15 protein-coding genes are annotated in these 23,098 nt (G+C 49.7%); 13 read left to right on the top strand and 2 right to left on the bottom strand.

The features are described 5' to 3' along the window. Positions 1–10: 10 nt before the first annotated feature. Positions 11–850: an endonuclease/exonuclease/phosphatase family protein gene (locus tag LLH06_RS14545; RefSeq protein ID WP_228170021.1), complete on the bottom strand. Its 840-nt coding sequence runs from the start codon at positions 848–850 to the stop codon at positions 11–13. Between the two features lie 202 nt (positions 851–1,052). Here LLH06_RS14545 and LLH06_RS14540 point away from each other — a divergent pair, with 202 nt between their 5' ends. From LLH06_RS14540 to LLH06_RS14480, 13 genes are all read left to right on the top strand, one after another. Then, complete coding sequence (locus LLH06_RS14540; RefSeq protein ID WP_228170020.1) at positions 1,053–2,702, top strand: tetratricopeptide repeat protein; 1,650 nt, start codon at positions 1,053–1,055, stop codon at positions 2,700–2,702. A gap of 252 nt (positions 2,703–2,954) precedes the next feature. Continuing rightward, positions 2,955–5,717, top strand: a complete 2,763-nt coding sequence (locus tag LLH06_RS14535; protein ID WP_228170019.1) for a TonB-dependent receptor — start codon at positions 2,955–2,957, stop codon at positions 5,715–5,717. Between the two features lie 17 nt (positions 5,718–5,734). Next, the gene (locus LLH06_RS14530) at positions 5,735–6,991 is read left to right on the top strand and encodes a right-handed parallel beta-helix repeat-containing protein (RefSeq protein WP_228170018.1); all 1,257 of its coding nucleotides are present in this window, start codon (positions 5,735–5,737) and stop codon (positions 6,989–6,991) included. Positions 6,992–7,051: 60 nt separating this feature from the next. Next, positions 7,052–8,143 (top strand): phytase, encoded by a 1,092-nt coding sequence (locus LLH06_RS14525; protein WP_228170017.1) that lies wholly within the window; start codon positions 7,052–7,054, stop codon positions 8,141–8,143. A 187-nt stretch (positions 8,144–8,330) separates the two neighbouring features. Beyond that, entirely contained in the window at positions 8,331–9,218 is an 888-nt protein-coding gene (locus tag LLH06_RS14520) for an SDR family oxidoreductase (protein ID WP_228170016.1), read from the top strand. A 79-nt stretch (positions 9,219–9,297) separates the two neighbouring features. Next, a complete protein-coding gene (locus LLH06_RS14515) occupies positions 9,298–10,215 on the top strand; it encodes a helix-turn-helix domain-containing protein (RefSeq protein WP_228170015.1) in 918 nt (305 codons plus the stop codon). A gap of 104 nt (positions 10,216–10,319) precedes the next feature. Then, a complete protein-coding gene (locus tag LLH06_RS14510) occupies positions 10,320–11,462 on the top strand; it encodes a hypothetical protein (RefSeq protein WP_228170014.1) in 1,143 nt (380 codons plus the stop codon). 171 nt (positions 11,463–11,633) lie between these two features. Then, positions 11,634–12,224, top strand: a complete 591-nt coding sequence (locus LLH06_RS14505; protein WP_228170013.1) for an RNA polymerase sigma factor — start codon at positions 11,634–11,636, stop codon at positions 12,222–12,224. A gap of 77 nt (positions 12,225–12,301) precedes the next feature. Continuing rightward, entirely contained in the window at positions 12,302–13,489 is a 1,188-nt protein-coding gene (locus LLH06_RS14500) for a FecR family protein (protein ID WP_228170012.1), read from the top strand. Between the two features lie 127 nt (positions 13,490–13,616). Then, entirely contained in the window at positions 13,617–17,066 is a 3,450-nt protein-coding gene (locus tag LLH06_RS14495) for a TonB-dependent receptor (RefSeq protein ID WP_228170011.1), read from the top strand. Between the two features lie 11 nt (positions 17,067–17,077). Continuing rightward, positions 17,078–18,577, top strand: coding sequence for a RagB/SusD family nutrient uptake outer membrane protein (locus LLH06_RS14490; RefSeq protein ID WP_228170010.1), 1,500 nt, complete (start codon positions 17,078–17,080; stop codon positions 18,575–18,577). Positions 18,578–18,585: 8 nt separating this feature from the next. Continuing rightward, positions 18,586–19,845: a M14 family metallopeptidase gene (locus LLH06_RS14485; protein ID WP_228170009.1), complete on the top strand. Its 1,260-nt coding sequence runs from the start codon at positions 18,586–18,588 to the stop codon at positions 19,843–19,845. Positions 19,846–20,154: 309 nt separating this feature from the next. Continuing rightward, positions 20,155–21,723 (top strand): family 43 glycosylhydrolase, encoded by a 1,569-nt coding sequence (locus LLH06_RS14480; protein WP_228170008.1) that lies wholly within the window; start codon positions 20,155–20,157, stop codon positions 21,721–21,723. 75 nt (positions 21,724–21,798) lie between these two features. Here the strand turns inward: LLH06_RS14480 and LLH06_RS14475 are convergent, their stop codons facing one another. Beyond that, positions 21,799–23,082 (bottom strand): right-handed parallel beta-helix repeat-containing protein, encoded by a 1,284-nt coding sequence (locus LLH06_RS14475; RefSeq protein ID WP_228170007.1) that lies wholly within the window; start codon positions 23,080–23,082, stop codon positions 21,799–21,801. Positions 23,083–23,098: the final 16 nt, after the last annotated feature.

Raw genomic sequence — 23,098 nt, 5'->3', positions numbered from 1 at the left:
TTGATAGAAGTCATTTCAAACTCACCGTGGCCATTACCGGGAAGTGGTCAGATGGGAATTTACCCCGGTAGCTATCGGTCAGGATTCCCCAGCGGCTCACCTTGAACTGGCTTGAGGTGAATATGTGGTCAATGATCTGGTCGTTCTTAAGGCTTCGGCCAAAATCCTGATACGTGGGATTGTTGTTTGTGTATGGGTATTTGACCTGTGCATAGGTGTCGCGCAGGGAGCCCGACGTAGCAATGAGCTTGTAGGGTACGCTTTCGTGGTCGCCATTAAAATCGCCGGTGAGGATCACCGGTTGCGTACCGGCAATTGTTTTGATCCTGGCCAGGATAAGTTTGCTGCTTTCCTCGCGGGCCACCTTCCCCTGGTGGTCATAGTGCACGTTGAAAAAATAGAACTTCTTTTTGGTGGCCACATCTTGCAGGTATACCCATGAGCAAATGCGATTGCAGCAGGTGGCATCCCAGCCTAAGGATGGCTTTTCGGGAGTTTGCGACAGCCAGAAGCTGCCTTTGTTCAACAACCGGTACTTATCTTTTTTATAGAATACGGCCGAGTGCTCGCCTTTCTCCAATCCGTCGTCGCGGCCGGGGCCATAGTGCTCGTACTGGGGCAGGGCAGTGCTGATGTCGTTCAGTTGGTTGCTCAGGGCTTCCTGGGTGCCAAATATGTCGAGGTCATGAAAGCGGATCAGGTTGGCCACCATAGGCGCACGACTGGTCCACAGATTGCCCGTATCGGTGGTGTTGGCATATCGCAGGTTAAAGGTGGCCACGTTAATAGGCTGCGCCATGGCAACGGTGGCGATCAGTAAAAAGCAGAACAGGGCAATAGTGTTTCTCATGTCAGTAGGTAATTCGAATATGATGTCAGATCGTTCATCACGATCCTGACCATCGCAAAGTAAGCATAAAGTATTTTAACAGCTTGTTAACGGCATGTTATATTGTAATGGGCTTACTGGCGGTGTTATTAATATTCAGTTAACATCAACTGTGTTATTTTGTGTGACGGGTCGCCTGTGTGATCCATTGCCCTAATAGCTGATGATCAAGTATTTAAGTAAGCTCTTTTTATGCTGGCCGTTGGCCATACTGATCCTTAGTTCTTTGTCTTTAAGTTCGATAGCGCAGTACGGCAACGCCGGCCCATGGCCTTACCTCGATACCCTGGCCCAGCACCAGCCCGACTCGGCGCTGATCCAATTACGTAAACTGCATGCCCAAGCCCTAAGCCAGGATGACGACCTGAAGGCCGGGCTCAGCCTGCAACGAATGGGGCAGATCTGCTTTGATCAGGGCCACTACGGCCAGGCGCTCGACCTTTATTTACAGGCCGAGAAGATCTTTCAAACCTCGAACAACAAAGCCCAACTGGCCAATAACCTCTTTAAGATCGGTATCCTATACTACTACAACAAGCAGTTGGACAAGGCCCGCACCACCTACAATAAAGCGCTGTACCTGTACCGGCGAACCAACGATCAGAACGGGCAGGCTGCCGTGTTCGGCGAGATAGGGCACCTGTTCGAGAAGCGACAACGGTATGATAGCGCCTTTTACTATCAGCAAAGGGCCTTGCAGGGTTACCAAAAGGTCGGCTCGCGGTCGGGCCAGGCCAAGATCTATGAGAACCTGGGCAGCATATATGAGGACCTCGAACGGTACGACACCGCCTACGTATGCTTCACCAACTCCGACAGGCTATACCAGCAAGACCACAACACCGTAGCCAGGATCGAGGTGCTCAACAACATAGGTGATGTACTGCGAAAGACCGGCCGCCTGAAAGAAAGCTTGAAACTATCGCACCAGGCCTATGCATTGGCTGTGAGTACCAATAACCTGTACCAGGAGGCAGCCGCCAGCCGTGATCTGGGCAAAAGTTTTCAGCTGCTCAAGCAAATGGACAGTGCATATCATTACGTGGAATTGAGTCGTAGGTTATCGCTCGATGTGTACTCAAAAGAGGGGCTTAACCAAACGCTATTCCTGCAGGTGCTGTATGATATCAACAAGAAAAGTGACGAGATCGCACGTCTGAACAGCATCCGCCAAACCAACCGTATCATCACCGTGGCTGTGGTAACAGTGGTGATCTTGCTCATTATTATTGGGGTGGTGGTGTTCAGCAGGCAACGCCTCAAGATACACGACCAAAAGGTACTGGCCGAGCAGCAGCGCTCCATCTACGAGGCACAAAATGACCTGATGCAGCTCGAGCTCCGCAATAAGGAACTGGAGGAGCAGGGGTTGAAACAGCAACTCGAACTCAAGACCAAAGAACTATCAAACCATACCCTCAACCTGATCAAGACCAATCAATTGCTGGAGGGCATGCGCGCCACCCTGCAACAAATGGTGAAGGAAGATAAGCGCGACCAAAAACGCCAGATGCAGCAGATCGTGCAACAGATCGATCAAAGCTTTGACCATGAACAGAACTGGAAGGAATTCACCGGCGCCTTCGAGCAGGTGCACCAAAGCTTCTTCGAAAAACTGAAGGCCCACAGCAGCGACCTCACCTCGGCCGATATGCGTCTTATCGCCTTGCTTAAGGTCAACATGGATTCAAAAGATATCGCCGGTTTGCTGGGCATCTCCATGGACAGTTTAAGGGTGGCCCGCCATCGTTTACGTAAGAAACTGAATATTGAGCAGGGTGACAACCTGTCGTCGTTCATCCAGTCGTTATAGCGAAAAATCTTCTCAAAATGGGTGTTAACATTGGCTTAATGTAACGCTAATAAAAGCATAACGGCGCTTTTTTAAGCTTGTAAATCATTGATTTTCAATTGATTTTAAAAGTGTTGTAATGTTCGGTTAACGGTCTTGGTAACGGTGTTTCCTTTATGTAACGCTCAAAATTTCGCAGGTATGATCAGGGTTAACACCTTTGCTGCATCAACGGTCAAATGACCCGATCATGTAAACGAATGCCCCTAAGCAATGAACAAACTTCTACAAATCTTTTTGCTATTACTACTCAGCATCTTCACCGCACAGGCCACCACTATTAAGGGACATGCCTACGATCAGCGCACAGGTGAGCCCCTGGTAGGCGCCACCGTAATGCTCGACCGTACCGGCAAAGGAACCTCCACCGGGTTGGATGGCTCTTTCGCGATCAAAGACGTTAAGCCTGGTACATACACGCTCCGCATCAGCTATATCATGTACAAGACCGCTACCCTGGAGGTAGAGGCCACCAAAGAGAAGGACGACCTGCACCACTTAAAGATATACCTGGAACCGGCCGGCAAGGACCTCACCGAAGTGACCGTTATGTCGCGCAAAGATGGTTCGGCCGAGCGGGAGGCCCGCCGGTTGGAGCAACAATCGGTACAGGTGATGAACATCGTATCGGGCAAAGCCATCGAGGTGTCGCCCGATGTCACAGTGGCCAACGTGATCCAGCGCGTGTCGGGCGTATCGGTAGAGCGTAACAGCAATGGCGATGCCCAATACGCGATCCTGCGAGGTATGGACAAACGCTACAACTACACGTTAGTGAATGGCGTTAAGATCCCCAGCCCTGACAACCAGTACCGGTACGTGCCATTGGATATTTTCCCGGCCGACCTGCTCGACCGATTGGAAGTGTACAAAAGCTTGACCCCGAACATGGAAGGCGATGCCGTAGGCGGCGCCGTGAACATGGTAATGAAGGACGCACCAAGCCGCCTAACCATCAACGGTAACCTTGCCGGCGGTTATAACCAGTTATTTCTCGACCGTAACTTTGTAAGCTTCGACCGTAGCGGCATTGACCATAAGTCGCCTTATGAGATCAATGGCCGCACGTATAATGCCACCGCTAACGATTTCCCAAAAGGCAACCTGAGCTATACCAGTAAAAAGCCTGCGCCTAACGTGGTGGGTAGTTTATCGATCGGTCAGCGCTTTTTGAACAATAAATTAGGCGTGATCCTGGCCGGTAGCTACCAAAACACCTATCGCGGAAGCAACAGCACTTTTTACAACTCGGCGGTGAACAATACTGACCTGTATGCCAAGATCACCAGCAAAAGCTACCGTGAATACTCGGAGCAGCAAAAGCGTTATGGCCTGCACGCTAAGTTGGATTATGCCTTCAACAGCCGCAATAAGCTGAGCTTTTATAATATGTATGTAAAGCTGGCCAACGCCCAACTGCGTGACGCCGTGAACACCGATTATTCTACCGCTTTTGACCCTGCTACCGGCAATGCCCAGCTCACCTTTACTACCCGTAGCCGGCTTACCGAGCAGCAGATCTACAACAGCACCTTGCATGGTGATCACCTGCTGTTGAACGACAAATTAAAATTACAATGGTCGGCCGTTTACTCATCAGCCAAGAACGATGTGCCTGATAACACCTCGATCAGCCTGAACGGCAACCGCGTGAATGGAGTAGATACCCGCACCGTGTTGGTGAACACTTCACCTGTTACTCGCCGTTGGGAACGCAACACCGACGAAGATAAGGCCGGTTACCTTGACCTGAGCTACAAAGCTGCCCAACATGTTGATGTGACCATTGGCGGATTATACCGCGACAAACAACGCAGCGGTTTCTACAATAACTACTCCTTAGCACCGGTCAACTCGACCGCTGCCTACGGAAAAGACTTTCAGGATTATACCCAGATCCAACTGTACGTGACCAACCCGGGTGGTGCGGTGAACAACCCGCTAACCTATGATGCATCTGAAAAGATCGGCGCCGGTTACGTTATGGTCAAGCTCGATGTAAAGGACCTGCAGGTGATCGGTGGTGCCCGTGTGGAGCATACCGATCAGGGTTACAACCTGCTGTTCCCGGCGGGTGAACCACGCCCTAATGGCAGCCAGGTGTACACTGATGTTTTGCCAAGCCTGACCCTGAAATATAGGCTGACCCCGAATCAGCAGTTACACGGCTCTTACTACCGCTCGGTGAATCGCCCGGGATTTTATGAGATCGTGCCAAGCAAGGTGGTGAACGAGGAGTTCCAGGAGCGTGGCAATCCTGACCTGAAGCGGGCCCTGGCCGATAATTTTGATCTGCGTTACGAACTGTTCCCGGGCGCTTCGGAGCAATTGCTTGCAGGCGTGTTCTACAAATCCATCAAAGACCCTATCGAATACATCTTTAAGGCCGATGCTACCCGTGGTCAGGACATCTACTATAGTCCGGGCAATTTTGGCACCGCACGCAACTTCGGTGCCGAGCTGGATTACATCAAGTTCTTCAACAAAGTGGGCATCAAGGCTAATTATACGTATACCCACTCACGCATCACCACGCCTAAAAGCACCCGCATCATTGATGCCAACGGCGACCCTCGTTTAGTGAACGTGGACCAAACCCGCCCGCTTTACGGTCAGTCTGAGCATATCGGCAACATCTCTCTGCTTTATAAGGACACCAAGCGCGGTTGGGATGCCCAGTTGGCGGCTGCTTACACCGGCGAGCGTATCAATACCGTATCGCAGTTCCTGAACAATGACCTCTGGCAAAAAGCTTTCATCCAGATGGATGCCTCGGCCGAGAAACGCTTCAAGAACAACCTGGGTATCTTCATTAAGGCAGGCAACCTGCTCAATACCCCGCTCAAATTATTCATCAAAGGCACCAACCCGGCCAATAATAACATCAGGGAAGACGTGGTATCTGACGGGCAGACCCTTATGCGTGCCGACTATTACAAACAAAGCTACCTGATCGGTATCCGCTATAAACTTTAACAGAAACTACAACTGATATGAAGACTTTAAGACCATTTTTAGCAGCTTTAGGCCTGTTGGCCTTCATCTTTACGGGTTGCGAGAAAGCCAACATTGATGTGGACACCACCTCGGCCGATGGTTCGGCCACCGGCGAGGTGTCGGGCGTGTGGGCTAAAGGCAGTACCCAGGTGATCAAAGGCGATATCATTATCCCGGCGGGCAAGTCGCTCACCATTGAAGAAGGTGTTACCGTGCTGATGGATACCCTTGCCAAGCCCGAGATCATTGTAAAGGGTAACTTGTACTCGTTAGGTACTGCGCAAAACCCGGTGCGCTTCACCGTGAATGAGTTTTACAAGACCGATGCCAAGCGCTTCGGTAAACTGTGGGGCGGTATACTGGCGTCACCCACCTGCCAGGAACTGGTACTTGACCATACCATTTTAGAGTATGGCGGCAATACCACTTCTGATGCTTCTACCTCTGTAAAGCAAGGCCTGTACAAAGCCGTTGCCGGTGAGAACCTGCCGGCCTTATGGTTCGCTAACGTGAATGGTAAACTGATCGTGACCAACAGCGTGTTCCGCAACTTTCAGGAAGATTGTACTTACATAGAGGGTGGAAAGATCATTTTTGCCAACAACGTATTTTACACCACCGGTTTGACCGGCGGCGAGGCCATGAACTTCAAGTCGGGCTGCGTGGCCGATGTGGCCTACAACCTGATCTACAGCACCAACACCAATGCACTCAAATTGTCTAACAGCGGCGACAGAACGCCTCAAGCTTACATCGTGGCTTATAATAATACCATGGTAAATACAGGCTGGCGCAGGCCCACCGCTAAAGGAGGTTCGGTTTGGGTAGAAAGTACCGTACGTGCCGAGCTGTATAATAACCTGTTCCTGAACACCCGTTTTGGTGTAAAGCGTGATACCAAAAAGCCTGAAGACTCAAGGTCGATATTTAAGAACAACTGGTACTACGGTTATGATCAAACCACCGTGAACCAGTTCCAGCCAAGCAGTGATGTGATCGGTGGTGTTAATGATGTGATCAGCAAAGTGGCAGGCGATAACGACCCCAAACTGGTGAACTATCCATTAAATACACCTACCAATACATCGACGTTCAACACCGCTTGGGATTTTCACTTGCAGGCTGGTTCGCCCGCACTTACCAAAGGCATTACTACCTTTACCCGCAATCATGCTAACGGCATTATTGCTAACGGTGTGTCTTACGCTTCGCCGGCTCCATCGGCATATGTAGGCGCTTTTGGTACCAAGTAATTGTTAAAGATCTTTATGCGACCGGCCTTCTGGTCGGTCGCTTTATGTTTTAATTGATAAATGAGAAGAATTAGTTTATTGATCACTGTGCTGGCTATTGGTGCATTAGGATTGTCGGCTTGTCATCAGCCGTCATCGGGCCAGGTGGCGCCAGGCGTACCGGTATCGGCCGAGATAAAGCCGGTGGTGATCACCGAGCCGGTCAAATATGATACCGACGACCCGGCCATCTGGGTCAACGCTGCCGATACGGCTAAGAGCCTGATCATAGGCACTGATAAAAATGAGGACGGCGCCTTGTATGTGTTCGACCTTAATGGTAAGATCATGCCCCAACTAACGGTCAAAGGCCTGAAGCGGCCTAACAATGTGGATATTGCCTATGGCTTGATGCTGGCCGGAAAGCCGACCGATATAGCTGTGGTCACCGAGCGCATGACCCACAAACTGCGCATATTTAGTTTGCCTGATATGAAGCCAGTAGACAATGGTGGCATACCCGTATTTGAGAACGAGAACGGCCCCGAGTATCGCGACCTGATGGGCATAGCCATGTACACCGCTAAGGATGGGAAGATGTACGCCATAGTGGGCCGTAAGAATGGACCGCAAAAGGACGGTTACCTATGGCAATACCTGTTAGGCGATGATGGTAAGGGAAATGTTAAAGCTACGCTGGTGCGCAAATTTGGCCAGTACAGCGGTAAAAAGGAGATCGAATCCATAGCGGTGGATAATGAACTAGGTTACGTTTACTACTCAGATGAGCAGGTAGGGGTAAGGCAATACTACGCTGACCCAGCTAAAGGTAACCGTCAACTGTCCATCTTCGGTACCAAAGGCTTTGCGGTAGATCACGAGGGGATCTCGATCTACAAACTCACTGATACCACCGGTTACATCCTGGTATCTGACCAGGGAGCTAACCGTTTCCAGGTCTTCAGCCGCGAAGGAAAGCCCGGCAAGCCGTTCGAGCATGACCAGTTGAAGATCGTGCCCGTGGCCGCTCGCGAAAGTGACGGATCGGAGGTGCTATCCACACCGCTAACAAGCAAGTTCAGGCACGGCATTTTTGTAGTGATGAGTACAGATCGCACATTTCACTATTACCGGTGGGAAGATATTGCCGGAAAGGAACTCAAAGTGAGATAGAAGCGATGCAAGTGCACATGAATTAGATTGATACATCGCTTTACGATAGCTGATCTTTCCAATGTATCGGTTATGGCTACTATGATGCCGGATTAAGCTACATGTAATGATCCGGTATTTTTCATTTTTGTGAAAGATAAGGCAAGGAGTAAGTCCTTCATCGCCCTTTACTTAACTTACAAAGATTATGAAAGTATTTGTTACCGGAGCCAGCGGATTTATCGGCTTAGCCATTATTGATGAATTATTAGGAGCAGGGCACGAGGTGATCGGCATGGTGCGATCGCAAAAGGGAGCCGACGCTTTGACCGCCAAAGGTGTACAAGCGCATTTTGCTGACCTTACCGATATCGACGGCATTTGCCGTGGTGCGGCGCTTGCCGACAGCACGATCCACACAGCGTTCAACCATGACGACTTTACGGTTTATCAGGCTAGTTGCGAGAACGACCGGCGCATCATTGAAGCTTTGGGTGAAGTGTATGCCGGTACGGATTGTAAGCTGGTGATCACCTCGGCCTTGGGGCTGTTGCCACGCGGCCGCATGGTAGACGAGAATGACCAGCCTGTACCCGGCCAAAACCCACGCATACTTACCGAACAGGCCTCCGATGCCGTGGCGCAAAAAGGAGTGAACGTAGTGTTGGTGCGCTTGCCGCCCACGGTACATGGTGAACGCGATCGTGGCTTCATACCCATGCTGATCGGTATAGCCCGGCAAAAAGGGGTGTCGGTATATCAGAACGAACCGAAGAATCACTGGCCGGCAGTGCACCGCAAAGATGCAGCGAAACTATACCTACAGGCACTGGAACAAGCTGCCCCAACAGGTACTCGTTACCATGCTACTGCCGAGCTGGGTATTCCATTTATGGATATAGCTGCCGCTATAGGCAAGGGTTTGAACTTGCCGGTGACCGGTATGGATGCAGCCGATGCGGACGCACACTTTGGTGGCTTTGCGCATTTTGCCGCTATGGATATACAGGCCTCCAGCGAACGGACCAGGCACTCACTTGATTGGCAGCCTACCGGCCCGAATTTAATTGAGGACATGGAGGCGGTCTATTTCTAAAGGTCAATATTCGACCAATAGTTGTTCTGGTACAAAATGCCGATATTGGCCAGTTAGGGACATTAAACATCGGGCAATTATGAGCAATGAACATATCCAACGGATCAGCACGATAGCTGGGTACCATCGTTCAAGGGGATTGGGCAGTCCGCTGCACCCATTGATCAGCGTGGTCGATTATCGTGACGTCCAGCATTCACCCGACAAGAACGCCGTTAGCTGGGTGTACGACTTTTACATGATCGCCATGAAAAAGAACATCAGCGGGGTATTCCGCTATGGGCAGCAAACCTATGATATGATTGATGGTACGATGTTCTTCATTGCGCCTAATCAGGTGTTCAGGATAGAGATGGATCAGCAGCAGCCACAAGACCGCTCTGGTTGGTTCCTGCTGATCCACCCCGACCTGTTGTGGGGTACGCCATTAGCACGTGATATCAATAATTACGAGTATTTCGGCTACTCTACCCGCGAGGCACTTTTCCTGTCCGAAAAGGAAGAAGCTATTGTATCCGATATCGTCAAAAACATAGAACGGGAGTGTGAGACGAACATGGACCGGTTCAGCCAGCAGATCATCCTGTCGCAGATCGAGGTATTGCTCAATTATTCGGACCGGTTCTACCATCGCCAGTTCCTTACCCGTAAAATGGCCAACCACCAGGTGCTCGAACGGTTAGAGAAGCTGCTTGATGAATACTTTCTACACCGGTCATCACAACACGGCCTGCCCACGGTGAATTACCTGGCCGATGAACTTAATCTATCGCCCGACTACCTGAGCTCCCTGCTGCGGGTCACCACCGGGTTGAGCACCCAGCAGCACATTCACGAGAAGCTGATCCAAAAGGCAAAAGAAAAACTTTCGACCACTAACTTATCGGTAAGTGAGATCGCTTATGAGCTGGGTTTTGAGCACTCGCAATCGTTCAGTAAGCTCTTTCGCTCCAAAACCAACAGTTCGCCATTGCAGTTCCGGTCAAGCTTTAATTGATCAGGCAACTATCGTTCAACCTTTATCGAAAAAATTTTTGATCAGAGGCGGTCCTTCATCACGATTCAATGCTCTATATCATTAATTACCATAGACTTTTGAACATGAAGAACAACCTGAAAGTGTTACTCTCTGCTTGCTGCCTGGCGCAGCTGATGGCCTATGCCTCTTGTAAGAAGATCGATGCGGTATCTGCAACTGAAACACCGGCCGAAAAGGGCAACAAGGTGGACGTGAACGCCGTGACCTTCAAAGGGCAAACTTACAACGTGGGCGATACCATTTATGGATACAAAAACTACATCAAGCTTGTAGTAGGAGCCAGCAGCAGTCCGCTGATACTGGGTGTACCACATGATGGTGTGATGACCGGCAGCCCGGTGATACCAGAGACCGGCGACACCGGCCGCGACCTGAACACCAAACTGCTGGCCAAGTCTATCGCTACCGCTTTCAAGAATGATACCGGCCTGCAGCCCTGGATGATCATTAACGAGATAGGCCGCAAGCGTGTTGATCCCAATACTTACCCTAACGAAGTGGCCAGCCGTTACACCGACCCTGAGGCCGTGAACACGTACAACAGCTACCATGAATTACTGAGCTTTGCCCGCAATGCCGTGGCAGGCGGAGCCGCTGGTACACAAGGGGCGCTTTTTTTAGATATACATGGTCATGCGCATCAGTATGATAATGGTCATACCGAGCCCTACACTTCTACCACCACCGGCAACAGTATACAAAGCAACTTCATTGATCAAACAGAGGTAGGTTATGGCCTGAGCAATTTTTCGCTTGAAAAGAACGACACTTACCTGAACGGCCTGGCCGATTCATCGAGCGTACGTAACATCGCTTTGTCGCACCCGTCCACACCGTTCTCGCAACTGATCCGGGGTTCGTACAGCTTCGGCGGTTTGCTGGAAGCACAGAGTGTACATGCGGTGCCGGGCAATGTGATGCAGATCCTTGATCGCAATGCAACGCTTTTTGGAACGCTATCATCGGGCAAGCCTGACCGTAGGCCATATTTCAATGGTGGTTACTGCACGCGTAAATATGGAACTATCAGTGCAGGTTCTACCACTGGCTATAATGATAATATAGCTGCCATACAGATCGAGACGCCGGGTATCACCGTACGTAATAACTCATCCATCATTGCCATTTCAGGTCCGAGGATCAAAAAAGCGGTGATCAATTACCTAAACTACTGGTACGGCTATACCTATCCGAATAATAATTGACCCTAAACTAATCATACACGTTAAAAAGACCGGTTTTGCCGGTCTTTTTTATTTTAATAGCATTAATATCTTCGTTCTTTTATTTATATTGCGTTATCAAAGCCTTTTGGGCCGATGATATCACTAATTAATTGTTGTTTAGCGTAATTTTAAAAGGTTAATACGATCATAATGGCTACTTATGACCTCATTGGCGAAAAAGTGCTGCTTGAGCAGATAGCAAAAGGCAACGAGATCGCTTTTAGGCGCGTATTTGACCTGTATAAGACCAAGGTCTATACCTTTATCGTAGGGTTTACCCATTCAAGGGCCGATGCCGAGGAAATATTACAAGATACCTTCCTCACCTTATGGCAGAACCGCTATACGCTCAATAATATTGAACATCCGCGTAATTATATCTATACCGTAGTTCGTAACAAAACCTTTCATTACCTCAAGCAAGCCTCCAAAAGCGAAAAGCTGATGAAAGAGGTGTGGGCCAACCTGAAAGAAGACCATAACTCCACCGACGACCTCATGCACCTGCGCGACAGCGACCGCATGATCAAGGATGCGCTGAACATGCTGTCTGAGCAAAAACGATACATCTTCAAGCTTAGCCGTTACGAAGGTTTGGGCCATGAGCAGATCGCCGAACAAACAGGGCTATCCAAAAGCCGTGTAAAGAATATCATTGTTGAGGTGCTCAAATTCCTGCGTACCTATCTTGAACAATGCGCCGGAGTACTGGGCCTGGTGGCCTGGTTCATGGAAAATTGAAAAAAGTTACATTTTTTCCGGTCCTTTTCTCCCTTAATGTACTCTATATCTTTAAACAACACATTTAATGTGTCTGCATGGAATTGAACAACACAAGGTTTAACTATCTGCTTGACCGGTACCTGAACAAGGAGTGCTCTCCCGAGGAGTTCGCCGAGTTCTTTACCTATATAGAAGATCCGGCTTATGATGAGCTGATGCAAGAGCGCATGAAAGACGAGCTCAGGTCACTTTCGCCGGGCGCCGATGTGCATCAGGTAGATTGGGATACTATTTATACCAACATCGTAGGTCAGCAAAATGGCGGAGGTAACATCAGGCGCATGTTCAGCCGTAAGCTGGCGGCCGCCGCTGCCGTGGTGATGCTTTGCACCGCAGGCTTGTCATGGTGGTTGGTGCAGCGTGATGGCCCTGCACAGCAACACATGGTCAAGATACCGACCAAAAAGGATGTATCTCCAGGTACCGACAAAGCAGTATTGCAACTGGCCGATGGTACCCGCATCGTTTTGGATAACGCCGGCAAAGGAGTGCTGACCAAACAGGGTACTACCCTGATAGAACAACAGGAAGGAGGCAAGCTTAGCTATAACGCGGCCGACGGCTCTAAAGGTAAGGCGGTGCCGCTACCCAATACTTTAACTGTACCGGCCGGGGGCAAGTATATGCTCGTACTGCCTGACAATAGTAAGGTATGGCTCAACTCGAACTCTTCATTGACCTATGCGGCCGCGTTTACCGGTGCCACCCGTGAGGTTGAATTGAAAGGGGAGGCTTACTTCGAGATCGCTAAAGATGCCAGCCATCCTTTCATGGTCAAAAGCGGCCGTTCGGTGGTGCAGGTGCTGGGTACGCATTTCAATATCTCGGCCTATCCTGATGAGGACCTAAGCGAGGTGACCCTCTGCGAGGGCTCGGTGAAACTAACCGTAGGCAAACAACTGACGGTGCTAAAACCTGGCGAACAGGCGTCCTTTAACCGTCATGACGACATGATCGCTCTGAAGGATGTGGATGTGGAGGAGGCGATAGACTGGAAGAACGGCTATTTTCAATTCGACAACGCCAGTATGGAAAAGGTGATGAACAAGATCAAACGCTGGTACAATATCGATGTGGAATTTCAGGGGCCTAAGCCATCGGTCAAATTTACGGGTATGATCTCGCGAAACTATAGATTATCCAGAGTACTTGAGTTATTGAGGTCTACCGGCGGTGTGGACCTTGAACTGGCTGACAACCAGGTGATCGTAAAAAGTAAATGATCGTTTTGAATGAATAAAGCAAAATAAAATAATACTGACCCATCGCATGTACGGGATACCGGTGAACCGGAATTGTGATGGGGCCCTATTTCTTGAACGCTATTAATTAACCCCAAAATGCTCTTCTATGATCAATTGTTTACCCTTTAAAAAAAGGGCCTTACTACCCCTATGGCCAAAAAAAAGCCGGTCATGGGACGCCAGCCGCATGGCAAGGCCAATGATCACTGTGCTGGTCATGATGCTGGTACTGCAAGCCAATGCTATCGCTTACGCACAAAAGATCAGTATCTCTATCCGCAACGCTACCTTAAAAGAAGTTTTTAAGGAGATACGTAAACAGACCGGTCAGGACTTCATCTACAATAATGAAGTGTTGGAACGCTCGAGGCCGGTGACCATCAATGTGCATAACGAAACGCTGGAGGGTACGCTAAAAAAGATCTTTGCCGAGCAACCGCTTAGTTACGAGATCAGCGGCCAGGCCATCATCGTTAAGACCATGCCCATCATCCGCAACGCCCCTGATAGAACGATCGAAGGCAAGGTGACCTCGTCAACAGATAATGAGCCGGTGATCGGTGCCACGGTATCGGTAAAAGGCCGGTCGGGCGCTGTAATGACCGATGCTAACGGTCATTACGCGATCAATTTACCAAGTGGCAACAATGTGCTGGTGTTCAAATATATCGGCTTCATTACCCGCGAAGTAGAGGTTGGTAGTGGTAACTCGCTCGATGTAAAGATGATACCAGGCAATCAGCAGTTAGAAGAAGTTGTGGTGCAGGCTTATGGTACTATTAAACGCGGAGCGCTCACGAATTCAGTGGCAACCATTGGTGCAAAAGAGATCGAAAAACGCCCTATTACTAGTGTTACCACGGCCCTTGCAGGTGCAGCACCTGGTATACAGACCACCACTGGCAGCGGGCAACCAGGCTCGGGTGTAGGCGTGAGTATTCGAGGATTTGGATCGATAAATGCCGGTACTGACGTATTATATGTGGTGGACGGTGCTCCTTTTGGCGGCGCGATCAATAACCTAAATCCTAACGATATTGAAAGTATATCGGTATTGAAGGACGCGGCCGCTACGGCTCTATATGGTTCGCGCGCAGCCAACGGCGTGGTGTTGATCACCACTAAATCCGGTATTAAGAACAAGGATGTGATCGAGGCTCGTGCTACAGGCGGTATCACCTCCCGCGGTTTGGCAAATTATGAAAAGGTGGACGCTTTTCAATACTACCCGTTAATATGGGAATCGATGCGTAACCAGTATTTGGCCAATGGTCAGGCATTGGCAGTGGCTAACCAATCGGCCACCGATAACGTGAAGAGCCAATTGGTATACAACCCTTTTAATGTGCCTGACAACCAGATCGTGCGTACCGATGGTACCATCAACCCATCGGCGTCTTTCCTTTACCCTGATGACCTAAGCTTCCGTAAAGCCATGCAGCAGACCGGTGTAAGGCAAAATTACTCGTTAGGTCTACGTGGTGGTGCCGAAAGGTCAAGCTACTATGGATCGGTAGATTACCTGAACGATAAAGGTTATAGCAAAGGCAGTGATTTTAACAGGATCACCGGCCGTGCCAAACTCGACCTTAGCCCCAAAAAATGGTTAAAGGCAGGTATCAATATGTCGGGTACCATCTCTAAAACGCTTTTAGCTAATGAGGATGCCGGTATCAATGAGAACCCATTCTATGTAGACCTTTTAATGGCTCCTATATATCCTGTTTACAAGCATGATGCACAAGGTAACTATGTGTATGACGCTACCGGCAACAAAGCGTTCGACAACGGCGAACTGCGCCCGGTCTTTCAAGGCCGTAACATCGTTGCCGAGACCATGTTGAATCAGCTTTACAACAAACGTAACGCTATCGGTGGGCGTACTTACCTCGAAGTAACGCTATTGCCTGGCTTAAAAGCTACAGCCAACCTGGCGGTAGATGTGAACAATTACGAATACCTGTTCTACCGTAATCCCACCATTGGTGATGGTGTGAGCGTGAACGGCCGTACCTCACGTACCAACACTAAAAGCCAAACACTTACTATTAATCAGCTCTTAAATTACAACCGAAACTATGGTAAACATAGTATCGATGCTTTGGCAGGACACGAATATTACACCTATAGATCTGTTAGCCTTACAGCTCGACGTGATAATCAGGTAGTGGATGGTCCTGTGGAATTAGATAATTATGCCAACCCTGCTGTGGCCGAGTCAAGTGTCGACGAAGATAAGTTAGAAAGTTTTTTATCCCGTTTTCAATACAGTTATGATAATCGCTACTTTCTTACCGCATCGTTGCGTACCGACGCTTCATCCCGTTTTGCGGCGTCGTCTCGTTGGGGTACTTTTTGGTCATTAGGTGGTGGCTGGCAGATCCACAATGAGTCGTTCATGAAACCATATACCTGGATAGACCTGTTAAAACTGCGTTCATCTTACGGTGAGGTTGGGTCTAACCAGATAGGTTTTTACCCTTATCAATCTTTTTACAACATTGGTAACAACAACAACTCTGAACCGGGCATGACCCAAAGCCGCACTGTAGGTGGTGGCGAGGACGTTCAATGGGAAATAAATCAGACCTTTGATGTAGCGGTGGAATTTGGTCTGTTCAAAAACCGTATCAATGGAACTGTAGAATACTTTAGGCGTGGATCGCGGAAGTTGCTGTTCAACGTGCCCCTAGCACTATCAACTGGTCGTACAAGTCAGCCTAAAAATATAGGTAGCTTGAATAATAGCGGTTTCGAGATCCAGTTGAGCGGCGACCCGATCCGTAGCAAGAACTTTGTATGGAACGTGGCGGTGAACTGGACCAAATTTAAGAACCGTATCACCAAATTGCCTGAAGGCCAGGATAGGATCATCAGCGGTACCAAGAACCGCCAAGTGGGTCACTCCGTTTATGATTACTGGCTACGCGACTGGTACGGCGTTAACCCCGACAATGGTTTGGAACTATATTATGCCGACCCGGACGTTACCACCGATGCCTCTGCTTTCACCAATAGCAACGGCGACCGCGTGACCAGCAATGCTAATGCCGCTTTGTATCGCTATGTAGGCTCGGCTATTCCGAACTTTTATGGCAGCTTGGGTAACACATTCACTTATAAGAACTTTTCACTTAACTTTTTGCTGATGTACCAGGTAGGTGGCAGGGCATTTGACTCTGATTACCAGTCATTGATGTACAACGGGTCTTACGGCAGAGCCCTGCATATAGATGCCTTGAAACGCTGGCAAAAACCCGGTGACATCACCGATGTGCCTATCCGCAACACAGGCACCACGATGTATGATAGCGACCGCTGGCTGATCGATGCTTCGGCAGTGAGCCTGCGTACCGCATCGCTTACTTACACCTTACCGCGTGCCGTGAGCTCTAAGGCAGGTGTAAGCCGTGCACAGTGTTTCTTCACCGGTGAGAATTTGTTCATCCTGTCGAAACGTAAAGGTTTAGATCCAACACAATCGTTCACCGGTGTGTCATCGTACACTTACGCCCCGACCCGTATACTTACTTTAGGCCTCAACATCACTTTATAATCAGTAAGATCATGAAACACATCAGATCGGTCATTTCCTTTTGTACCCTGTTCCTGTTGTTCTCGTGCAGCAAAGAAGCGCTTGACACCAACCCAACCGGTGGTATATCTGACGAGACAGCTTTTGTATCGGTAGGCAATGCGCAAAAGGCGCTTAACGGTATCTACCGTATACTTTATACCCAATACACCAACCAGCACCGCGATGGTCATGGCGCAATAATGATCAACCTCGACGCCATGGGCGAGGATTACGTGCGTACCAATGCCTCATACGTTTATCATTACCAGTCATATCGCTGGCTGGCACACCGCAACTCGGCCGATGATAACGTGAACGGCTTTGCTTACTATTTTTATTACATCGTGATATCGAACGCTAACCAGATCATCGAGCGTATAGATGGAGTAGAGGGCGATGCCGCTACCAAATCGGGGATCAAAGGGGAGGCGTTGGCCCTGCGTGCCTGGGCGCATTTTAATTTGGTGCAGTTGTACGGTAAACGTTACAGTGCAGGTGCTACCAACTCACAGCCCGGCATCCCGATCGTGATCACCACCACTACCGAAGGTCAGCCACGCTCTACCGTTGAGGCGGTATACACCCAGATCAACAAGGACCTTGATGATGCCATAGTTGCGCTGGCCAAAACACCAGCCGCACGTACCGGCAGCGCCAAAACGCACATCAACATTAACGTGGCCAAAGGCTTCAAGGCCCGCGTGGCTTTAACGATGCAGAACTGGGCCTCAGCCATCAAATTTGCACAGGAGGCTCGTGCCGGTATCGACAACCTGATGAGCAACACTCAATACACCGCCGGTTTTACCGATATCAACAATCCGGAATGGATGTGGGGTATCATACAGCCCGCCGATCAGGTTCCAACTTATGGGTCGTTCTATGCGTATATGTCAGCAAACTTTAACTCTGCCTTTACCCGCGTTAACCCTAAATTGATCAACTCGTTGTTGTACGCCAAGATCTCGTCTACCGATATTCGCAAAAAACTTTGGTGGAACGGTACCGCAGCCGATCGCGATAATTTCCCCAACATATCAGGTCAAACCAAGGTGATCTACATGCACCGCAAGTTCCTGGTACCTGATGTGGCTACCCGCGCAGGCGACATCCCTTACATGCGTATAGCTGAGATGTACCTGATCGAAGCCGAAGCCCAGGCCCGCAGTGGTAACAATGCTGCTGCCGCACAAGCGCTGTTGCCGTTGGCCAAAAATCGTGATGCTTCTTATACCCTAAGCACCAAGACCGGCGCCGCACTGATCGATGAGATCATGGTTCAACGCCGCATTGAGCTTTGGGGCGAAGGTTTCCGCTTTTTGGATCTGAAACGTACAAACGCTGATCTTGACCGCCGTAATGCCAACCACAAAGTAGATGTGGCCAACATCCTGTTCGTGGCCGCTGGCGACCCGTCATGGCAATGGCTCATCCCGCAAGACGAGATCAACTCTAACCCGGCTATCGAACCTGGTGACCAAAACCCGTAAATTTTTCCATGTTGTATTTAGTTCATAGTAAAGGACCGCTCAATGGGCGGTCCTTTAGATTATTAGGACTTTTATGGCTGGCGGTGGCTACACAGACCGGCTGCCATACAGCTAAGGTAGGAGTGGCCTCGACGGCTGATAATGCTAAGGTCAAGATCAGCTTGCAAAAGCGGCAGGAGTGGACTTTTAATAACGGCCGGATCAAGATCAACAACCGCTTTGCATCGGCCCGGGCAAACGACGTATCGCAGGTGAACGACAGTACCTTTAAGGTAGATGTATTACCCGAGAATGAGCCGGTGAACCCGAGCCCGTGGTATGCGTTCAAGGTATGGTCGGCAACGAGTCGTAACATTTACTTCACCCTAAATTATCCGACCACCAAGCATCGTTACAACCCCAAACAAAGTGCTGATGGAAAGCACTGGCAGGATCTGCCGGTCACGATAAGCACCAACGAACACCAGGCCAGCTTTAAGGTTACCGTGGGGCGCGACACGCTCACCCTTGCTGCACAAGAGGTGATCAGCTCGGCCATGAGTTACGCCTGGATGGATAGCTTGGCCAGCGCCAATGCCTCTATCACCAGGCAAAGAGTTGGTACGAGCCTCATGGGCAAACCGATCTATATGCTGACCACTAAAGGCAGCGACGGTAAGAAGCTGGTAGTGGTATTAAGTCGCCAACACCCACCTGAGGTGACCGGTTATATGGCCATGCAAGAGTTCGTGCGCACGGTGACAGGGAACTCAGCATTGGCGGAAAGCTTCAGGCAGCAGTATGAATTGGTATTGTTCCCGATGCTTAACCCCGACGGGGTGGATGAAGGCAACTGGCGCCACAGCGCTGCCGGTGTTGACCTGAACCGCGACTGGGAAAATTTTGAACAACCGGAGACCCAGTCTGTAAAGCAGGCCATGACCCGCATGATCGATCAGCAAAATGCACGTGTCTACTTTGCGCTCGATTTCCATTCCACCTATTATGATATTTTTTACATCAACCAACTGGCTGATCCGGCATCTTCCAATGCGCCGGGCTTCACACTTAAATGGTTAGGTGCTATGAAAAATGCTATACAAGGTTTCAATCCCAACATCAAACCTTCAGGCAATGGCGGTAATGTATCCAAAAGCTGGTTTAGCCGGGTACTGGGTGCCGAGGCGCTTACTTACGAGGTAGGCGATAACACCGCCCGGCCGCAACTGCTACAAAAGGGCCGTGTGGCCGCCGAAGAGATGATGAAGCTTTTACTCCAGCAGAAATAGAATACCCATTGATCTTGCTTTGGTACAACAGCCCGATGGTCCGATATTAACGGATCATCGGGCTATTTCTTTTTCTACCCTTTAGCAGGCTCTGATCACGCATTGATACGAACCGACAAAAGTTTGAGACGGATCGCATGCGGTTTATGATTTCCTTTGGTAAAAGCCTGAAAGCCAGCGTTCCCTACGGTGGCTTTCGGTAATGTGCCTTTTGGTCGAAGTGAGAAGCGACCATTGGAGAGCCATAGCAAACTATTGATCAGCACCAGCCAATTTATTCACCAATTCAATAACCTAAATGTACATTTTATGAGAAACAAAGTGTTTACTGCTTTCATTGCGGGCGTGGCATGTATGGCCGTGTCATGTACCAAGAGCAATGTGGTCGATGATCCTACTGTAGCCGGGCCTGCGGCCGGCAACATCCAAACGCTGGCGGCCCCGGCGCTGGGTACCATCATCGATAGCGGCGTTTACCGCATCAGGGGGGTATCATCGTTACCCAATGGCCCGGTGATGGAGGTTACCGGAAACTCTACGGCCGATGGTCAGCAGATCCAGCAGTGGGGCTGGTTCCCTAACAATGGGCAAAAATGGCGCGTGATCAAAACCGACGCTACTTATTACAAGCTGGTGAACCTGACCAGCAGCAAGTGCTTGAAGTCGCCATCAGCCACCTCGGGCGATATATTGCTTCAAGGCACAGATGACGGTACCGACAGCCAACGCTGGACGATCACCTATACGGGCAGTGGCAACGTATTCGCGCTCACCAACAAAGCCACCGGCCTCAAAATGGTGATCGACCCTGAGACCAACACCGCTGGTGCCAAGATCAGGCAAAAGAGCACCGCTACCGGTACGCAAGACCGTTTCGAGTTCCATAACCTGGAGTTCCAAAATCCGGTGAATAATAACAGCAGGCCTGACCCATATGTGGCGCAAAAGGATGGATATTACTATTTCCTTTCTACCAAGGGCAACCGCATATCGATCACCAAAACGCAGGATATGTCATTACTGGCGGTAGCGCCTGAGACCACCGTTTGGACACCGCCATCAGGTACGGAGTATTCGGCCAACCTGTGGGCGCCTGAGCTTTATTTCTTATCAGGCAAATGGTACATCTATTTTGCTGCCGAAAGCTCTACCGTGCCTGATAGCCACCGCATGTATGTACTCGAGAACGCCAACAGCGACCCTACCACCGGCACATGGACCTTTAAGGGCAAGATCACTGATACTACCGATCAGTGGGCCATTGATGGTACCGTGCTCACCATTGGCACCAGCAACTACTTTGTATGGTCAGGTTGGGATAGCAATGCCAGCAAGTACAAACAATACCTGTACATAGCCCCAATGACCAACCCATGGACGGTGAGCGGTGCACGAGTACGCATATCATCGCCTACCAACAACTGGGAGCGTTATGAGCCAAGCGGCTCGTTGGGAGCAGGGGTGAATGAAGGACCTATCGCGCTGCAAAAGGATGCCAGCAGTCCTGTATTTATTATCTACTCGGGCAGCCGTTATGGTAGCGACAACTATTGCCTGGCCCAGATACAGCTGAGCACCGGGGCCGATCCAATGGTTGCCGCTAATTGGATCAACAAAAAGCAGGTATTTGTAAAGAGCGATGCAGCCCAGGTATATGGCCCGGGGCATAATGGCTTCTTCACCAGCAGTTATACCGACCCCAATGGCGTGTCACGTACCGAGAACTGGTTCATTTACCATGCCCGCACTGTGGCCAGTACACCTAACGGCGGCCGTCCGCCTCGTATGCAAAAGCTGACCTGGAATAGCGATGGGTCACCAAACTTTGGTACCCCTGCTTCAAGCAGCACCAAGTTGGGTGTGCCCATTGGCGAATAACTATTCATGCCATAAACAACAAAAGGCGACCATATGGTCGCCTTTTGTTGTTTATGGCTGGTATTTGTACACTGATCACGGCTCGAATGCACCGATGCTGGCTGTAGAAGTTTTGCTGCGTTCAGCACCTGTAAAATCAGTTGTGCTGTACATACGCGGATGGCCTTTACCCACACAAGGACTGCTCTTTTTGATATCAAAATTGGCGTTCAGGCTATTCGATGCGTTCACGAAGCCTGGATCTTTGCCGTTGATACATGAGCCACTGGTCACGTTGATCACCGCTTTAGAGGGGTCTGTCACATTGTAATGCAAATTATTCTCATAGATCAAACGGGTATTCTGATAATTGGAGTTGATCACCGAGGCGTTATCGGCCACCAAAATATTATTGACGATGCGTACATCGTTACTCACACCGGTGAGGATCTGCCCAGGGTTGAACTCCGGGCTTCGCGAGTTACAATAGGCCGTGTTGTTAATAATATCCACATGGTCGCTTTGAAAGGCGTGTATGCCCGTACCGCCATTGAACCAGCAGATATTGTTCTCGATCAGTGTGCGGCTTTTGTAATCGCCCTGTTTTGAACCGTTCTGTTTGTTCCTGAAATCATCGATGATAATGCCATTGCCGTCGTAGATCTTACACATCTTGATCCAAGGCACTAACGAGCGGTTGTTGTAGCACTTGTTCCTGCGGATCACATTGTGATAGCCGGGTGCAGTATCATAGTTATAGAATTGATAAAAGGCGATACCGCTGGTACCGAAAAGGCTGTATAAACTGTTATTGTAAACCACGTTCTCTTCCACGTTGATGTAGTCGCATTGCGATGCACCGATGCCCCCGCCGCCACAATCATGAACAGTGTTGCGCACAATAGCGATGTGATGCGAACGTTTGCGCTTATAACTTTCGATCACGATGCCGTTACCATTGTATCTTGGATCGATCTCGCCTTTTTTATTTGCGCAGCTTTGAGGTTGTTTAAGCGCATTGGCCAGCGTAAGCTTGGCATTATAACCTACCACCTCCATACCCTCAACTCTGACATAGCTTACACCTTTAGTGAGCGAGATGCCCGCCCAGCCATTGAACCGGATCACTGGATGTTGGCCGGGGTAGTTGATGTACGTGATATACCGGTCCTTTTTACCGCTTCGGGTGATGTTCACCACGTTGCAAACGCTACAATCATTAGTGTAGGTGCCCTGCATCACAAAAACGGTATCGCCCGGTGATGTCATGTCTGCAGCCTTCTGAAGTGTCTTTTTAGCGCGGCCGGTGCTTGAGCCATCGTACTTGTCATTGCCGTTACTTGAGCTTACATATATACTTTTTGCAGAAGTACTTTGCACAGTTAAAAACAATATT

It is taken from the genome of Mucilaginibacter daejeonensis (assembly GCF_020783335.1).
GTDB lineage: Bacteria > Bacteroidota > Bacteroidia > Sphingobacteriales > Sphingobacteriaceae > Mucilaginibacter > Mucilaginibacter daejeonensis.
The sequence above is the reverse complement of the archived record's forward strand: the minus strand, read 5'-3'. Positions and strand labels throughout refer to the sequence as shown.